At 35.0% G+C, this 15,277-nt stretch carries 17 protein-coding genes; 15 read left to right on the plus strand and 2 right to left on the minus strand.

Annotation, left to right across the window (positions count from 1 at the left end; translation table 11 throughout):
* Positions 1-345: 345 nt before the first annotated feature.
* The 11 genes from fabG to hisIE all read left to right on the plus strand — a co-directional run bounded on the left by fabG (position 346) and on the right by hisIE (position 11,533).
* Complete coding sequence (fabG, locus tag FAF07_RS16015) at positions 346-1,092, plus strand: 3-oxoacyl-[acyl-carrier-protein] reductase (RefSeq protein WP_142786060.1); 747 nt, start codon at positions 346-348, stop codon at positions 1,090-1,092.
* Positions 1,093-1,139: 47 nt separating this feature from the next.
* A complete protein-coding gene (locus FAF07_RS16020; protein ID WP_142786061.1) occupies positions 1,140-3,173 on the plus strand; it encodes a VWA domain-containing protein in 2,034 nt (677 codons plus the stop codon).
* Between the two features lie 10 nt (positions 3,174-3,183).
* Positions 3,184-3,999, plus strand: coding sequence for a prohibitin family protein (locus tag FAF07_RS16025; protein ID WP_142786062.1), 816 nt, complete (start codon positions 3,184-3,186; stop codon positions 3,997-3,999).
* A gap of 294 nt (positions 4,000-4,293) precedes the next feature.
* Positions 4,294-5,151, plus strand: a complete 858-nt coding sequence (gene hisG, locus FAF07_RS16030) for an ATP phosphoribosyltransferase (RefSeq protein ID WP_142786063.1) — start codon at positions 4,294-4,296, stop codon at positions 5,149-5,151.
* Between the two features lie 10 nt (positions 5,152-5,161).
* A complete protein-coding gene (gene hisD / locus FAF07_RS16035) occupies positions 5,162-6,445 on the plus strand; it encodes a histidinol dehydrogenase (RefSeq protein ID WP_142786064.1) in 1,284 nt (427 codons plus the stop codon).
* The gene (hisC, locus tag FAF07_RS16040) at positions 6,445-7,479 is read left to right on the plus strand and encodes a histidinol-phosphate transaminase (protein WP_142786065.1); all 1,035 of its coding nucleotides are present in this window, start codon (positions 6,445-6,447) and stop codon (positions 7,477-7,479) included. Before hisD ends, hisC begins: the two co-directional genes overlap by 1 nt.
* Positions 7,479-8,612: a bifunctional histidinol-phosphatase/imidazoleglycerol-phosphate dehydratase HisB gene (gene hisB / locus FAF07_RS16045; protein ID WP_142786066.1), complete on the plus strand. Its 1,134-nt coding sequence runs from the start codon at positions 7,479-7,481 to the stop codon at positions 8,610-8,612. The genes hisC and hisB overlap by 1 nt, the downstream gene beginning before the upstream one ends.
* Positions 8,613-8,688: 76 nt before the next feature.
* A complete protein-coding gene (gene hisH, locus FAF07_RS16050) occupies positions 8,689-9,330 on the plus strand; it encodes an imidazole glycerol phosphate synthase subunit HisH (RefSeq protein ID WP_142786067.1) in 642 nt (213 codons plus the stop codon).
* A gap of 40 nt (positions 9,331-9,370) precedes the next feature.
* Complete coding sequence (gene hisA, locus FAF07_RS16055; RefSeq protein WP_142786068.1) at positions 9,371-10,105, plus strand: 1-(5-phosphoribosyl)-5-[(5-phosphoribosylamino)methylideneamino]imidazole-4-carboxamide isomerase; 735 nt, start codon at positions 9,371-9,373, stop codon at positions 10,103-10,105.
* Positions 10,106-10,873 carry an imidazole glycerol phosphate synthase subunit HisF gene (gene hisF, locus FAF07_RS16060; RefSeq protein WP_142786069.1) on the plus strand — a complete coding sequence of 256 codons (768 nt, stop codon included), beginning with the start codon at positions 10,106-10,108 and terminating at the stop codon, positions 10,871-10,873.
* Between the two features lie 33 nt (positions 10,874-10,906).
* A complete protein-coding gene (gene hisIE, locus FAF07_RS16065) occupies positions 10,907-11,533 on the plus strand; it encodes a bifunctional phosphoribosyl-AMP cyclohydrolase/phosphoribosyl-ATP diphosphatase HisIE (protein WP_142786070.1) in 627 nt (208 codons plus the stop codon).
* A 44-nt stretch (positions 11,534-11,577) separates the two neighbouring features.
* Here the strand turns inward: hisIE and FAF07_RS16070 are convergent, their stop codons facing one another.
* Positions 11,578-11,997 carry a hypothetical protein gene (locus FAF07_RS16070; protein WP_142786071.1) on the minus strand — a complete coding sequence of 140 codons (420 nt, stop codon included), beginning with the start codon at positions 11,995-11,997 and terminating at the stop codon, positions 11,578-11,580.
* 94 nt (positions 11,998-12,091) lie between these two features.
* Here FAF07_RS16070 and FAF07_RS16075 point away from each other — a divergent pair, with 94 nt between their 5' ends.
* From FAF07_RS16075 to FAF07_RS16090, 4 genes are all read left to right on the plus strand, one after another.
* Positions 12,092-12,868: a tRNA pseudouridine synthase A gene (locus FAF07_RS16075; protein WP_142786072.1), complete on the plus strand. Its 777-nt coding sequence runs from the start codon at positions 12,092-12,094 to the stop codon at positions 12,866-12,868.
* Positions 12,869-13,041: 173 nt separating this feature from the next.
* Positions 13,042-13,257: a hypothetical protein gene (locus FAF07_RS16080; RefSeq protein WP_142786073.1), complete on the plus strand. Its 216-nt coding sequence runs from the start codon at positions 13,042-13,044 to the stop codon at positions 13,255-13,257.
* A gap of 220 nt (positions 13,258-13,477) precedes the next feature.
* Positions 13,478-14,029: a hypothetical protein gene (locus tag FAF07_RS16085; RefSeq protein ID WP_142786074.1), complete on the plus strand. Its 552-nt coding sequence runs from the start codon at positions 13,478-13,480 to the stop codon at positions 14,027-14,029.
* 84 nt (positions 14,030-14,113) lie between these two features.
* Entirely contained in the window at positions 14,114-14,797 is a 684-nt protein-coding gene (locus FAF07_RS16090) for a DUF2461 domain-containing protein (protein ID WP_142786075.1), read from the plus strand.
* On the opposite strand, the gene FAF07_RS16095 is transcribed toward FAF07_RS16090, so the two are convergent.
* A complete protein-coding gene (locus FAF07_RS16095) occupies positions 14,794-15,210 on the minus strand; it encodes a glyoxalase (protein ID WP_142786076.1) in 417 nt (138 codons plus the stop codon). The two genes, FAF07_RS16090 and FAF07_RS16095, sit on opposite strands and share 4 nt — an antisense overlap.
* Positions 15,211-15,277 lie beyond the last annotated feature (67 nt).

The raw sequence follows: 15,277 nt of genomic DNA on the forward strand, positions 1-15,277 counted from the left end.
TGCCATCAGTATTTGCTATATTTGAATTCAACTTTTTTTCAAATAAGCCTTTTGGAAAGAATAATACCAATTATAATTTAAAATGGGCTTGAAACAATTTGAGTTATAGTGTGCCCAGATGAGATAGAAAATCAAAGCATAGCCTTAGAGCTACGGTTTTATTTTATAGTGATATATGGGTGCAATAGAAACGAATTTTTAAGCGTATTTTATGTTGTAATTGGTATAACACCAACTAAATTTTACATAACTACATGAAACATCCATAACTAAAAGTTCGATACATAAGGGCAATGATTAAATGGATGTCGCATGTGACCAATAAAAAACAATAGATATAAACACATGAAACTATTAGAAGGAAAAACAGCTATTATCACGGGAGCCAGTCGAGGAATTGGTAAAGGCATTGCTCAAGTATTTGCAGCTCAAGGCGCAAACGTCGCGTTCACGTATAGCTCATCTGTTGAAGCAGCTAATGCATTAGAAAAAGAATTAAATGACTTGGGCATCAAGTCGAAAGGTTATAAAAGTAACGCGGCAAGCTTTGATGAAGCCCAGCAATTAGCCGAAGATGTTTTAAAGGAATTTGGCAACATTGACATATTGGTTAATAATGCAGGAATTACCAAAGACAATTTATTAATGCGTATGGGTGAGGAAGATTTTGATACGGTAATAGAAGTGAATTTAAAATCAGTCTTTAATATGACTAAAGCTGTGCAACGCACGATGCTTAAGCAGCGAAAAGGGTCCATTATCAATATGAGTTCGGTTGTTGGTGTTAAAGGCAATGCAGGTCAAACCAATTACGCGGCTTCAAAGGCGGGTATTATTGGGTTTTCAAAATCTGTAGCGTTAGAATTGGGTTCAAGAAACATAAGAAGTAACGTTGTTGCTCCTGGTTTTATTGAAACCGAGATGACTGCAAAATTAGATGAAGAGGTAGTAAAAGGTTGGAGAGCAGCTATACCCTTAAAACGCGGCGGAACTCCAGAAGATATTGCCAATGTGTGTGTGTTTTTAGCCAGCGATATGAGTGCCTATGTTACAGGGCAAACACTTCATGTTGATGGTGGCATGCTAACATAATAATTTATAGATTGACCATTTTAGTTATCTAAAAGCGTCAAGAATACATGCAAACTGAAACACTATTCTATATTATAATTGCAGGAATAATAGCGCTATTTTTAGCGCTTTTTCAGTATTGGTACAAATCAAAAAATAAATCAAATTTACAAATTGCTTTTACGGTTTTAAGATTTGTGACCTATTTTTCGATGCTTTTACTCATTATTAACCCTAAGTTTGAACAAAACACACTTTCCATAGAGAAACCTAATCTGGCTGTAGCAATAGATAATTCTGCCTCTGTAGAACACCTTGGAAGAAGTCATCAAGTTTCTGCTTTTCTAAATGAAATAAAAGAAAATAAAGATTTACAAAGCAAATTTAATATTGAATTTTACACCTTTGGGGAAGCTTTAAAAGCATCAGATTCTACGACATTCATAGAAGAACAAACCAATATCTCAGAGGTCTTTACTGAGCTGTCCCAAATTTACAAAAAAACGATAGCACCAATTCTGTTAATTTCAGATGGCAATCAAACTTATGGTGATGATTATGAATATACATCTCTAGTTCATAATCAAGCAATCTTTCCCGTTATTCTGGGTGATACCGTAAATTACACCGACTTAAAAATCGAACAGCTTAATGTTAATAAGTATGGCTATTTAAAAAACCGCTTTCCCGTTGAAGCCATAGTGGTTTATAATGGTAGCAAGTCTTTGAATTCACAATTTGAAGTAAAACAAAATGGTATTAAAATTTATAGCGAGACCGTCACTTTTTCAAAGAGCAACAATTCCAAAACTATCAATTTTACATTACCAGCAAATAGGGTAGGAGTTTCAAGCTATAAAGCCACGATTGTTCCTATTCAAAATGAAAAGAATAAAATAAACAACTCGCAAAATTTTGCTATTGAAATCATAAATGAACAAACCAAAATTGCGGTTATTAGTGATTTATTGCATCCAGATTTAGGTGTTTTAAAAAAGAGCATTGAAACAAACGAACAGCGTTCAATTCAATCCATGAATCCAAAAAAGGCTTTGTCTCAAATAAATGATTTTCAATTATTTATACTTTATCAACCAAACAATTCATTTAAAAAATTAATTCAAAGTTTAGATAGGGAAAATAAAAACCGATTTGTTATTGCCGGATCTAAAACCGATTTAAGCTTTCTTAATACAGTAAATAAAATTTATCAGTTTGAAACCACGAGCCAATATGAAGATTATCAAGCTGCATTAAATCCTTCCTATGCACCATTTATTATAGACGATATTAATTTTGAATCTTTTCCGCCAATAGTATCTAATTACGGTCGAGTTGATTTTTCAATTCCGTTTGATGTAATTTTGAACAAAACACTAAATGGTATTTCAATTGATCAACCACTATTGGCCACATTTGAAACCAATGGCAGGAGGGAAGCCGTGCTGTTTGGAGAAAATGTATGGAAATGGCGCGCCCAAAGCTATCTCAATTCCAAATCGTTTAACGGGTTTGATGATTTTTTCGGTAAGCTAATTCAGTATTTGGCATCTAATAAACAACGCGATCGGCTCAATGTAGACTACGAATCCTTTTATAATGGCAATACGAATATCATCATTAAGGCGCAGTACTTTGATGCCAATTATGTTTTTGATGGTAGGGAAACTATTGAAATGGTTCTAAAAGATGAGTCGTCAAAAGAAACAAAAACCCTCCCTTTTGTATTAAAAAACAATAGCTATCAACTGAATTTAAACGGAATGGCTCCCTCATCATATAGTTTTACTGTCAGAACCCAGAACAACAAAATGTCGAAATCAGGACGGTTTCAAATTTTAGATTACAATGTTGAGCAAAAGTTTTTGAATGCCAATGTAACAAAGTTGCACCAAGTAGCAACTAACAGTCAAGGTAAAAGCTATTTTATTGACAAGATTGAGGGTTTAATACCTGAATTATTAAAGGATAATCGTTTCCAATCCATCCAAAAAAACAATAAAAATATCATACCTTTGATAGATTGGAAATACCTACTTATACTCATCATACTAAACCTCACTTTAGAGTGGTTTTTACGGAAATATAACGGATTAATTTAAACTAAAAAGAATGGAAAGATTACCAAAAATTGCATTGCCAATAATTATAGCAATTATTGCTTTAATAATATTAATAACCAAATCAGCAGTAACCATAGATTCTGGAGAGGCTGGAGTACTTTTTAAAACCTTTGGGGAAGGTGTTGTTATTGATGAACCACCAATGGGAGAAGGTTTTCATATTGTTGCTCCTTGGAACAAGGTATTTGTTTACGAAGTACGTCAGCAAGAACTTTTTGAAAAAATGAAAGTGTTATCTTCAAACGGATTGGAAATTCAAATTGATGCTTCGGCTTGGTACGAACCTGTTTATAAGGATCTGGGAAATTTACACCAATCTCTTGGTCAAGATTATTTGCAGCGAGTTATTCAACCTGCAATTCGTAGCGCCGCTCGTAGTGTAGTAGGTCGATATACGCCTGAGCAATTATATTCAAGCAAGCGGGACGCTATTCAAGATGAGATTTTTGAGGAAACAAAAAAAATTCTTGAAAAGCAGTTTGTACAGTTAAACGAAGTACTTGTTCGTGATGTCACTTTACCAAATACCATTAAGGACGCTATTGAGCGTAAATTAAAGCAAGAGCAAGAATCTTTAGAATATGAGTTTAGATTGGTAACGGCAGCAAAAGAAGCAGAAAAAGTAATTATTGAGGCTGAAGGAAAAGCAGAGTCAAACCGGATTTTAAGTGCCTCTTTAACCGATAAAATTTTACAGGATAAAGGTATCGATGCGACTATGAAATTAGCAGAATCACCTAATAGTAAAATAATTGTTATTGGTTCGGGAGATAGTGGTTTACCTATTATTTTAGGAAATCAATAAGAAGCACTCAAGATTTTCGATTGTTTTTGATTTTAAATACCAAAAACAATGAAATCACTAATAATCTGAAAAAAGATAACAATCTTTGGAATTGTTAGATATAATTTCAGATATTTGTAACACAAAATCAAAACATGAACTTTATTCAAATCCATCATCATTTTCATATTTGCCCTCAAGCGAAGTGAAAATGTATTGAATAAATTCAAAATATATTTAAACCCGTTTGAGACAATCAAGCGGGTTTTTTAATTTTAGTTCGCATAAATTGTTTCAAACTCATAAAAATGAAAAATGAGTAAATTAAAAATTGCAGTACAAAAATCAGGACGTTTACATGACGATTCCATGGCTTTATTAAAGGATATTGGTATTTCTATAGATAATGGAAAAGATCAATTAAAGGCTTCCGCAAAAAATTTCCCAGTCGAAGTCTTTTATTTAAGAAATGGTGATATTCCACAATATTTAAAAGATGGCGTTGTTGATGTGGCCATAATTGGCGAAAACGTATTGATTGAAAAAGGCAATGATATTCTTATTGCAGAAAAATTAGGATTCTCAACGTGTAGAGTGTGTATTGCGGTTCCTAAAGCCATGACATACAATAGTATGAATGATTTGGAAGGTAAGCGTATTGCTACCTCGTATCCAAATACGGTCAATCAATATCTTAAAGAAAAGGGCATCAATGCGAACCTTCATATTATTAATGGTTCCGTAGAAATAGCGCCTAATATTGGCTTAGCAGATGCTATTTGCGATATTGTGTCTAGCGGAAGTACCTTATTCAAAAATAATCTGAAGGAGGTTGAAACTATTTTAAAATCTGAAGCGGTACTAGCTGTTTCCCCTCTTTTAAGTATAGAAAAGCAAGCCATATTAGATAAAATTCAATTTAGAATTCAATCCGTTCTAAAAGGCAGGCAATCCAAATACATATTGTTGAATGCACCTAACAACAAATTACAAGATATTATAAACGTTCTTCCAGGAATGAAAAGCCCGACGGTATTGCCACTTGCCGAGGCCGGTTGGAGTTCTGTGCATTCCGTTATAAATAAAAACCAGTTTTGGGATGTGATTGACGAACTGAAAAACAAAGGTGCCCAAGGTATTTTGGTTTGTCCAATCGAAAAAATGGTGCTTTAAAGCAAAGGCTATGCAAATTATAGATAATCCTAATAGAAGTGAATGGTCAGATATTTTAAAACGGCCTACGCAGACAGTCTATGCTATTGAAGCGACAGTAAATCAGATTTTTGATGACGTAAAGCGAGAAGGTGATGTGGCTATTAAAAAATATACATCGCAGTTTGATAAGGTTGATTTAAATTCAAACATGGTTTCAGAAGAAGAGATTGAAACTGCCATTTCCCGTGTTCCCAAAAAGCTACAGAATGCCATAAAAACTGCAAAACAAAATATAGAAGTTTTTCATGCTGCCCAGAAAACATCAAGAATAGAAGTAGAAACCACTGCAGGCGTACAATGTTGGCAAGAAAAACGTCCCATTGAAAAAGTGGGATTATATATTCCAGGAGGCACTGCACCCTTGTTTTCAACGGTTTTAATGCTTGCTGTTCCAGCACAAATTGCAGGTTGTAAAACGATTGTATTATGCTCGCCACCAAATAAAAAAGGTGCCCTAGCACCAGAAATTCTATTCGCGGCAAAATTGTGCGGGGTGACTAAAATTATAAAAGTTGGTGGCATTCAAGCCATAGCCGGTTTAACATTTGGAACCGATACGATTCCCCAAGTATATAAAATTTTTGGTCCAGGAAATCAGTTTGTCACAGTAGCAAAACAATTGGCAACTAAGTATGGTGTTGCTATTGATATGCCTGCTGGCCCAAGTGAATTATTAATAGTTGCAGATGCCAACGCCAATGCAGCCTATATCGCTTCGGATTTGTTGAGTCAAGCTGAACACGGCACAGACAGTCAGGTTATTTTAGTGGCCACATCAAGAAAGTTAATTGATTTGGTTTCAAGAGAAGTCGAGAAGCAATTAAAGGTGCTTCCGCGTAAAGCGATTGCAGCAAAAGCAATAGTGAATTCCAAACTGATCTTTGTTGGAAATGATGAAATAGCATTACAACTCATAAATGAATATGGCCCAGAACACTTCATTATTTGCAGCAAAAACGAATCTTTTTTTGTGGATGGTATTTCCAATGCGGGTTCAGTTTTTATAGGAGATTATACGCCAGAGAGTGCCGGCGATTATGCATCAGGAACCAATCATACCCTACCCACTAACGGATTTAGTAAAGCCTATTCTGGAGTGAATTTAGATAGTTTTCTAAAGGCTATGACCTTTCAAAAGATTTCAAAAGAAGGCTTGTTAAATATTGGTGAAACTATAGAACTGATGGCTGAGGCAGAAGGTTTACAGGCTCACAAAAACGCGGTGTCAATCCGATTAAAAGATTTGAAATAATGGATATTCAAAACTTGATAAGGCCTTCAATAAAAGCACTTAAACCGTACTCTTCTGCACGTGATGAATTTCAAGGTAGTAATGAGACTATGGTGTTTTTAGATGCCAATGAAAACCCATTTAATAATGGAATCAATAGATATCCAGATCCACAGCAGGGAGCACTTAAGTCAGTATTATCAGATATTAAAGGTATTGCTCCGGCAAATATTCTATTAGGCAATGGCAGTGATGAAGTTCTTGATTTAATTTACAGAGCATTCTGTGAACCCAATCAAGATAATGTCATCATTTTGCCTCCAACTTACGGTATGTATGAGGTGTTGGCCAATCTGAATGCCGTTGAGATTCGTAAGGTAAATTTACTTGAGAACTTTCAACCCAATGCCGAAGCTATTCTAAGTATTATAGATAATAATAGCAAAGTACTTTTTCTATGTTCGCCCAATAATCCCACCGGAAATAGTTTCAGTCAAGAAAGTGTAGAAGTACTTTTAACGAATTTTAAAGGCATCGTTGTTATTGATGAAGCGTATATTGATTTTTCAAAAGGAGCAAGTTGGTTAAAGCGATTAGAAGAATTCCCTAATTTAATTATCACCCAGACCTTATCCAAAGCTTATGGTATGGCGGGAATACGCCTAGGTATTTGTTATGCTTCGGCAGATATAATCTCCGTTTTGAATACCATAAAACCGCCATATAATATCAATGAACTAACGCAGCAAAAAGCAATAGAACAGTTGGGTGTAGTGGATTTGGCAAAAAACCAAATAGCGGCTATTCTTGAGGAACGTGAGAAATTGATAGCCGAATTAAATCAGGTTACCTTTGTTTCAAAAATTCATCCTTCTGATGCCAATTTCATATTAATAAAAGTCGATGACGCCACACTGCGTTATAATCAATTGATCGAACAGGGTATTGTGACTAGAAACCGAACCACGCAACCTGGATGCAATAATTGCTTAAGATTAACGATTGGCACTTCAGATGAGAATAAAAAACTAATAAAAACCTTAAAGTCTATATAATGAAACGCGTACTTTTTATTGATAGAGATGGCACAATAATTAAAGAACCTGCAGATGAGCAAATTGACTCGTTGGATAAGTTGGGGTTCTACCCAAAAGTATTCGAATATTTGGGGAAAATTGCTAGAGAATTAGATTTTGAAATGGTTATGATTACTAATCAAGATGGATTAGGGACTACAGATTTCCCTGAAACTGATTTCTGGCCCATTCATAATTTTATCATTAAGTGTTTTAAAGATCAAGGCATCGACTTCAAAGAACAGTTTATTGACAGAACATTTGCAAAAGACAATGCGCCAACAAGAAAGCCGAATACAGGTTTATTGACAAAATATTTCTCTGATGATTATGATTTAGAAAACTCATTTGTTATTGGCGATCGATTAACCGATATAGAGTTGGCGAAAAACTTAGGTGCAAAGGGTGTTTTCATAAACGACGATACACACTTGGGCACCAATGAAATAACGGTTAAGCGCGAAGCATTAGATAGTTTTATTGCTTTAGAATCTAATGATTGGGAGAACATCTATGCTTTTTTAAAAACTAAAGAAAGAACAGGTCGTATTGTTAGAAATACAAATGAAACAAAAATTGCCATTGACCTGAATTTAGATGGCACCGGAAAAAGTCAGATGGATACGGGATTAGCATTTTTCGATCATATGTTGGATCAAATTGCACGTCACGGTCAGTTAGACCTAACTATAAAAGTAGATGGCGATCTGGATGTCGATGAGCATCACACTATAGAGGATACAGCCATTGCTTTAGGCGAATTATTCAATACGGTTTTAGGCAATAAATTGGGCATTGAACGTTATGGCTTTTGCTTGCCAATGGACGATTGCTTGTCTCAAGTTGCCATTGATTTTGGAGGTAGAAATTGGCTGGTCTGGGAAGTCGATTTTAAACGTGAAATGATTGGTAAAATGCCTACTGAAATGTTTTATCATTTTTTTAAATCATTCACAGACGGAGCAAAATGTAATCTAAACATCAAAGCAGAAGGCACCAATGAGCACCATAAAATTGAAGCCATATTTAAAGCCTTCGCAAAAGCAATTAAAATGGCCGTAAAACGCGATGTTGAAAAAATGATCCTGCCTTCAACGAAAGGCATGCTATAAGCCCCCTAGCCCCCAAAGGGGGAATTTCAAGATTTGTTTAAAATGCAAATTGAAATTTTAATGAAATTTAAAAAAAATGAGTAAATCTATAGGTTTGAGTAAGCGTCCTTCCCCTTTGGGGAAGCTAGAAGGGGCTTCTTCTTTAGTCATTATTAATTACGGCGCTGGCAACATAAAAAGTATCCAATTTGCTTTTAAACGATTGGGTTATGACGCGGTATTGTCCAACAATCCAGATGAAATATCAGCTGCAGATAAAATTATCTTTCCCGGCGTAGGTGAAGCAAACTCTGCCATGAAGATGTTGAAAGAAAGTGGTCTCGATCAATTGGTTCCCACCTTAAAGCAACCTGTATTGGGCATTTGTTTAGGCATGCAATTATTATGTAATACTACAGAAGAAGGCGATACGAAAGGTCTTGGCGTCTTTGATACGGAAGTAAAAAGGTTTTCAAGCGATGTGAAAGTTCCTCATATGGGATGGAATGTCATAAAGGATTTAAAATCCGATTTATTTAAGGGCATCAAAGAAAATGAATATATGTATTTGGTACATAGCTATTATGCCGAACTTTGCGACCAAGCCATAGCCACAACAGATTATCAGGTAAATTATGCTTCAGCCTTACAACATGATAACTTTTATGGCGTTCAATTTCATCCAGAAAAGAGTAGTATTGCAGGAGCACAAATTTTAAGGAATTTTTTAAATTTATAACAAATAAATTCCCTCTCTTTTGGAGAGGGTTAGGGAGAGGATGAGAATTATACCAGCCATAGATATTATTGACGGAAAATGTGTGCGTTTAACCAAAGGCGATTATGGCACTAAAAAAATATATAGTGAAAGTCCGTTAGAAATTGCTAAAGCCTTTGAGGCCTCAGGTATTGAATATTTGCATCTGGTGGACTTAGATGGAGCTAAAGCGCAACACATTGTGAATTTTAAGGTTTTAGAACAGATTGCCTCTAAAACAATGCTCAAGATTGATTTTGGTGGTGGATTAAAAACAAATGAAGATTTGCACATTGCATTTAATTCTGGCGCAAGGCAAATTACTGGTGGCAGTATCGCCGTAAAAGACCCACAAACGTTTGAAGGATGGATTTCTAAATATGGCGCCGCTAAAATTATTTTAGGTGCCGATAGTGACGATGGTAAAGTGTCCATAAGCGGATGGTTAGAGCAGAGTAAAGAAGAGTTGATTCCGTTTATAAAGAAATATCAAAAGAAGAGCATCCAGTACGTCATTTGTACTGATATTTCCAAAGATGGCATGCTAGAAGGACCATCTGTAGATTTATACAAAAATATTATCTCAGAATGTTCTAACAGTAGTAGCGGTCAGTCTATTAAACTGATAGCTTCTGGTGGTATTTCCTCTATTCAAGAACTACCTATTTTAAAGGACATTGGTTGTGAAGGCGTGATTATTGGGAAAGCTATTTATGAAAATAGAATTAGTTTAAAAGAATTGGAGAAATTTGTGTAGATGCTAACAAAACGAATCATCCCCTGCTTAGATATAAAAAATGGTCGTACCGTGAAAGGCGTTAATTTTATTGATTTACGTGATGCTGGTGACCCAGTGGAACTGGCAAAACAATACGCCGATATAGGCGCGGACGAATTGGTCTTTTTGGACATCTCTGCCACTTTGGAAGGCCGTGCTACGACTTTGGATATGGTTTTACATGTGGCTGAACAGGTCAACATTCCATTTACTGTAGGCGGCGGCATTTCCAGTGTCGAAGATGTTGATGCGCTTTTACAATGCGGCGCAGATAAGGTATCTATTAATTCATCTGCCATAAAAAGACCTGATTTGGTAAATGAATTGGCCAATAAATTTGGAAGCCAATGTATCGTGGTCGCCATCGATGCAAAACAAGTTGATGGAAACTGGAAAGTGCATATAGCGGGCGGTAGCATTCCAACAGATCTTGATTTGTTTGAATGGGCAAAAGAAGTGGAGCAACGCGGTGCCGGTGAAATTTTATTCACGTCCATGAATCACGATGGTACTAAAAATGGTTTTGCCAATAAAGCTTTGTCCCAATTGTCAGAACTATTGAACATTCCAATTATAGCATCAGGAGGTGCGGGTAACGTTCAACATTTTATTGATACATTTAAAATTGGTAAAGCAGATGCTGCATTAGCTGCCAGCGTATTTCATTTTGGTGAAATACCAATTTCAGAATTAAAAAAAGAATTAAAAGCAAATCATATCGAAGTGCGATTAGCCCCTAGTTCTTAAAGGATGGACTAACATTGAATTAAATATTTAAACATGAAAAACGAAATAAATACAGGTGTTATTTCTCCCCCTTGGGAGGAGTTAGAGGGGGCGTTGGTACCCGCAATCATTCAAGATGCCATCACCAATAATGTGTTGATGTTGGGTTATATGAATGAAGAAGCCTACTCGAAAACGATAGAGACAAAACAAGTTACTTTTTTTAGTAGAAGTAAACAGCGCTTATGGACCAAAGGCGAAGAAAGCGGTAATTTTTTAAACCTAGTCAGTATAAAGAACGACTGTGACAATGACACTTTATTAATTCAAGTCAATCCAGTAGGCCCAACCTGTCATAAAGGCACAGACACTTGTTGGAATGAATCAAATACGGTGAATTATGGTTTTCTCTCTCAGCTCGAAGATGTTATAAAAAACAGAAAAGAGAATGCAGATTCAGAAGAGTCTTATGTGGCTTCCTTATTTAAAAAAGGTATTAATAAAATAGCTCAGAAAGTAGGCGAAGAGGCCGTTGAAGTTGTGATTGAGTCGAAGGACAATAATGATGATTTGTTTTTAGATGAAAGTGCTGATTTGCTGTTTCATTATTTAATATTGTTACAAGCTAAAGGGTTCACCTTAAATGATATTGCATCTGTTTTAAAAAAACGCCATAAATAAAAAACGAAACACTATGTTTTCATATAATGCTTCGTTTTAATTATTTAAGATAGCCAACCTTTAGCATTGGCGTGCCTAGAAAATAAAAGAAATAGAATGGCAAATACAATAATCATGATGGTCATTACCATACTGGACTCGTATCCATTAGTTAATACGTAACCCATTTGAAAAATCACGGCAACTAATGAAATAAGCCATAAAGTTGTGGCCCATTTTTTTCTAATGAGCAAGGCAATGCCAGCCAATGCCCCACTAAATACAGCAATTGCAAATGCCGCAGTTACCCATGCCGGTGTATTAGCGACCATATTTAATTGCTCCTCACTGTACATAGCACGAAAGCTGTCCGTATCAAAAGCTTGTTGTAGGTAGGCATTAACGCCCATTAAGTTCCAGATAAGAGCAATGACGCTAATGATCCAAAACCAAATTGGTGGTTTGTTTGAAGGTGTAGTATTCATAATAAAGCGTGTTAGGTTGGTTAATAATGTATACAAGGTATAATTTTTTGCTATAATAATAAAATATCATACTTTCCGAATCTTTAAAATAGTTATGAAGAAATACTTTTACCTTATAAAAATTCAATATTTAGGCTACCGTTTTCACGGGTGGCAAAAGCAACCTAATGTAAAAACCGTACATCTTATGGTTGACAGAACATTGAATTTTATTCTTGAGGGCAAGTATTTTAAAAGTTTAAGTTCCGGCAGAACCGATGCTATGGTGTCCGCAGAATCGGCGGCGTTCGAATTATTTTTAAGAGCGCCCATTGTGGATTTAAAAGACTTTTTAGCATTATTTAATCATAATTTGCCACAGGATATTCGTGCTTTGGATATCGTGGAAGTGGATGCCGGTTTTAATATTATTCAAAGTTCAAAAATTAAAGAATATTTATATTTATTTACACATGGCGAAAAGTGCCATCCCTTTTGTGCGCCCATTATGACAACGATTCTGGATGATTTAGATATAGCGCTTATGAAAAAGGGTGCGAAATTATTTGAAGGGACTCATAATTTTAAAGCCTATTGCTTTCGCCCGACGGATAACGGAATCTATCAACGTGAAGTCTTATGCTGCGAATTGGTAGAAAACACGGTATATACAGCGAGTTATTTCCCTAAGGACACCTACTTCCTTAGGGTGAAGGGCAAGGGCTTTATGCGCAATCAAATCCGACTTATGATGGGCACCTTAATCGATTTAGGCAAAGGGAACATCACCATAAAAAGTATTGAAGAAAGCCTACTTCCTAACTACGATGAGCAAATGAATTATATAGCTCCAGCATCTGGTTTAATACTTCATAGTGTAGAGTTTCAGTAGCGACCCAAAAGGCCGTATTTCCCGTTTTAATCTTTATAAAGGCAATCTAGTTCTCTGGAAATCAGACCACAAATAATATACTATGGTGATTTGAGCACGCATTTAGTTGGAATGAGCTAGGGCCTCTTTTTTATTTCCCTTAAATTTGCCATAGATGTATTAAACATAAAATTATGAAAAAAATAATAGTAACATTCGTATTCTTATTTACACTTTCAACAGTTTTTACAGGTTGTAGAGATGAAAAAACGCCTGACGAGAAAATTGAAGAAGCTATGGAAGACATGGGTGAAGATTTAGAAGATGCTTCTGATGACGTAAAAGATGCTGCTGAAGATTTACAAGATGAAATTGAAGAGGCCAGAGAAGAAGCTAACGATGATAATTAGCATTTAGGATATATTGAACTCATCTTGACTTTTTCTATTTCCTAAAAAATGGCCGAAATCTGACCATATTTCGTTACTTTTTTTATCCGTAGCGATGCTATGACTTTCAAAAAGTGCCTAATCTGGATAAATTTCATCTCATTTTCGGTTAAACACAAAAAGTCAAGATGAGTTCATTTTGAAAAAATAAATTAAGTATAAATAGTTAAAATTTAAAATTATGAAGCATTTATTATATGTATTTGCATTACTAATTGCTGGTAATGTGGTTGCACAGGAAAAACCTACAGAGGTAAAGGAAGAAACTGAAACTAAGACTGTTAAGGTTAAGGACGATGAAAAAACCACTGAAAGAAAGGTTAAAGTTATCACTAGAGAAACTTCTGAAGTAGAATTGGATAAAAGCCAAAAAGAAAAGGTAAATCAGGATCGCGTAAAATCAAGTGCAAAAGTTGAAAAACTGGTGCTTGTTGACAATGATGGAGACTCAGAATATGATGCGATTACTAAAGAAAGTTATTTTAGTCTTAATGACGAGAAATACTTATTCAAACCAACTAACAGAGGTTTTGATATTAATTATAATACAGAAGCTGACGAATTTGAAAGCTTCGGAAATGCTTTAAGCACCAAATCTGATGGGTATTATATTGTAAACGGAAAATCCCATGCTGGCATTGGGTATTTTGACAAGGAAGGGAACTTTGTTGTGGAATACTATAATCAGGAAGCTGATCAGATTGAAGTTAAAACATACATGAAAAGAAAATAAAATAGAGTTAATTGCATTTAAAAAGTCCCAATTTAATTGGGACTTTTTGTATTTTACATACTTTATAAATATAAGATCTTTAATATGAAAGAAACCGTACCAAAGTCAGTTTTCAATTTTCTAAAAAAGTTAGAAAAAAATAATAATAGGGAATGGTTTAATGATAACAAAAGCGAATTCAAAGCCCTCGAAAATGAAGTAAAATTGGTTTATCAGGCTGTTTATAATAATTTAAACAAGCACGATGAACTGGACAAACTCAAGTTGTTCAGAATTTACAGGGATGTGCGGTTCTCTAAAAATAAAGCACCCTATAAAACACACTTTGGTGGATCATTCCACAGAATAAAACCAAGACTAAGAGGTGGTTATTATTTACACCTGCAACCCAACAATGAAAGTTTTATTGCGACCGGTTTTTGGGAGCCAGCAAAAGAAGACCTACACAGAATTAGAAAAGAGTTCGAAATGGATGACGAAGAGATTAGAGCTATTTTAGATAACGAGAATTTTAAAAGTATTTGGGGTGGTTTTGTTGGCGATGAATTAAAAACGGCGCCCAGAGGTTTTGATAAAAACCATAAATCTATCGATTTAATAAAACGAAAACAATTCATATTCACCAAAAAATTCACTGATAAGGACGTTTTTGATGAAGATTTTATACAGGTAGTCGATAAAGCTTTTCAGGCTATTCGCCCATATTTCAATTATATGAGCGATGTCTTAACAACTGATTTGAATGGGATGTCAACGCTTAAAGATTAAACTGCTTTAAGCAATTCGGGTTTTACAAAAAGCTGAACATTACTCAGTAAACGTTCTTTTACAATATTCATCATCCGCTTATTCAAAGCTGATGAATTTTCGATATATAGCAGATATTCTTCAACGGTAAATTGTCCCATAATCATACCCTTTAAAGAATTTCGAAATTTCATATCTCTTTGAATTGAATTTTCAATATAAACCAGACGTTTTTCCAAAGTTAAATTATGGAAAACGGATTTATGCTTTACAATATAATTTTTAAAAGCCTCAACCAATAAGTCATTCTGAAATTTAATGATGGGGCGCAACACTAAGTTTTGAAATCGTTCATCGCTACTCATATAATCATTAATGGTGGCGCTAGGAATTTCCGGTCTAATACTCTTTAAGCTAAACTGTCTCGTGTTCATAATGTATGGTTTTTACTAAAAATATATATAAATGAAGCACGTATGTCGATGACCAACTATAATTATC

The organism is Changchengzhania lutea (genome assembly GCF_006974145.1).
GTDB lineage: Bacteria > Bacteroidota > Bacteroidia > Flavobacteriales > Flavobacteriaceae > Changchengzhania > Changchengzhania lutea.

Excerpts from the sequence above, each read along its gene's own strand:
- fabG (WP_142786060.1), top strand. The coding sequence starts at position 346 with ATGAAACTATTAGAAGGAAAAACAGCTATTATCACGGGAGCCAGTCGA.
- FAF07_RS16095 (WP_142786076.1), bottom strand. The coding sequence starts at position 15,210 with ATGAACACGAGACAGTTTAGCTTAAAGAGTATTAGACCGGAAATTCCT.
- hisD (WP_142786064.1), top strand. The coding sequence starts at position 5,162 with ATGCAAATTATAGATAATCCTAATAGAAGTGAATGGTCAGATATTTTA.
- FAF07_RS16080 (WP_142786073.1), top strand. The coding sequence starts at position 13,042 with ATGAAAAAAATAATAGTAACATTCGTATTCTTATTTACACTTTCAACA.
- hisG (WP_142786063.1), top strand. The coding sequence starts at position 4,294 with ATGAGTAAATTAAAAATTGCAGTACAAAAATCAGGACGTTTACATGAC.
- FAF07_RS16085 (WP_142786074.1), top strand. The coding sequence starts at position 13,478 with ATGAAGCATTTATTATATGTATTTGCATTACTAATTGCTGGTAATGTG.
- hisB (WP_142786066.1), top strand. The coding sequence starts at position 7,479 with ATGAAACGCGTACTTTTTATTGATAGAGATGGCACAATAATTAAAGAA.
- hisIE (WP_142786070.1), top strand. The coding sequence starts at position 10,907 with ATGAAAAACGAAATAAATACAGGTGTTATTTCTCCCCCTTGGGAGGAG.
- hisF (WP_142786069.1), top strand. The coding sequence starts at position 10,106 with ATGCTAACAAAACGAATCATCCCCTGCTTAGATATAAAAAATGGTCGT.
- hisC (WP_142786065.1), top strand. The coding sequence starts at position 6,445 with ATGGATATTCAAAACTTGATAAGGCCTTCAATAAAAGCACTTAAACCG.
- FAF07_RS16070 (WP_142786071.1), bottom strand. The coding sequence starts at position 11,997 with ATGAATACTACACCTTCAAACAAACCACCAATTTGGTTTTGGATCATT.
- FAF07_RS16090 (WP_142786075.1), top strand. The coding sequence starts at position 14,114 with ATGAAAGAAACCGTACCAAAGTCAGTTTTCAATTTTCTAAAAAAGTTA.
- hisH (WP_142786067.1), top strand. The coding sequence starts at position 8,689 with ATGAGTAAATCTATAGGTTTGAGTAAGCGTCCTTCCCCTTTGGGGAAG.
- FAF07_RS16020 (WP_142786061.1), top strand. The coding sequence starts at position 1,140 with ATGCAAACTGAAACACTATTCTATATTATAATTGCAGGAATAATAGCG.
- hisA (WP_142786068.1), top strand. The coding sequence starts at position 9,371 with ATGAGAATTATACCAGCCATAGATATTATTGACGGAAAATGTGTGCGT.
- FAF07_RS16025 (WP_142786062.1), top strand. The coding sequence starts at position 3,184 with ATGGAAAGATTACCAAAAATTGCATTGCCAATAATTATAGCAATTATT.
- FAF07_RS16075 (WP_142786072.1), top strand. The coding sequence starts at position 12,092 with ATGAAGAAATACTTTTACCTTATAAAAATTCAATATTTAGGCTACCGT.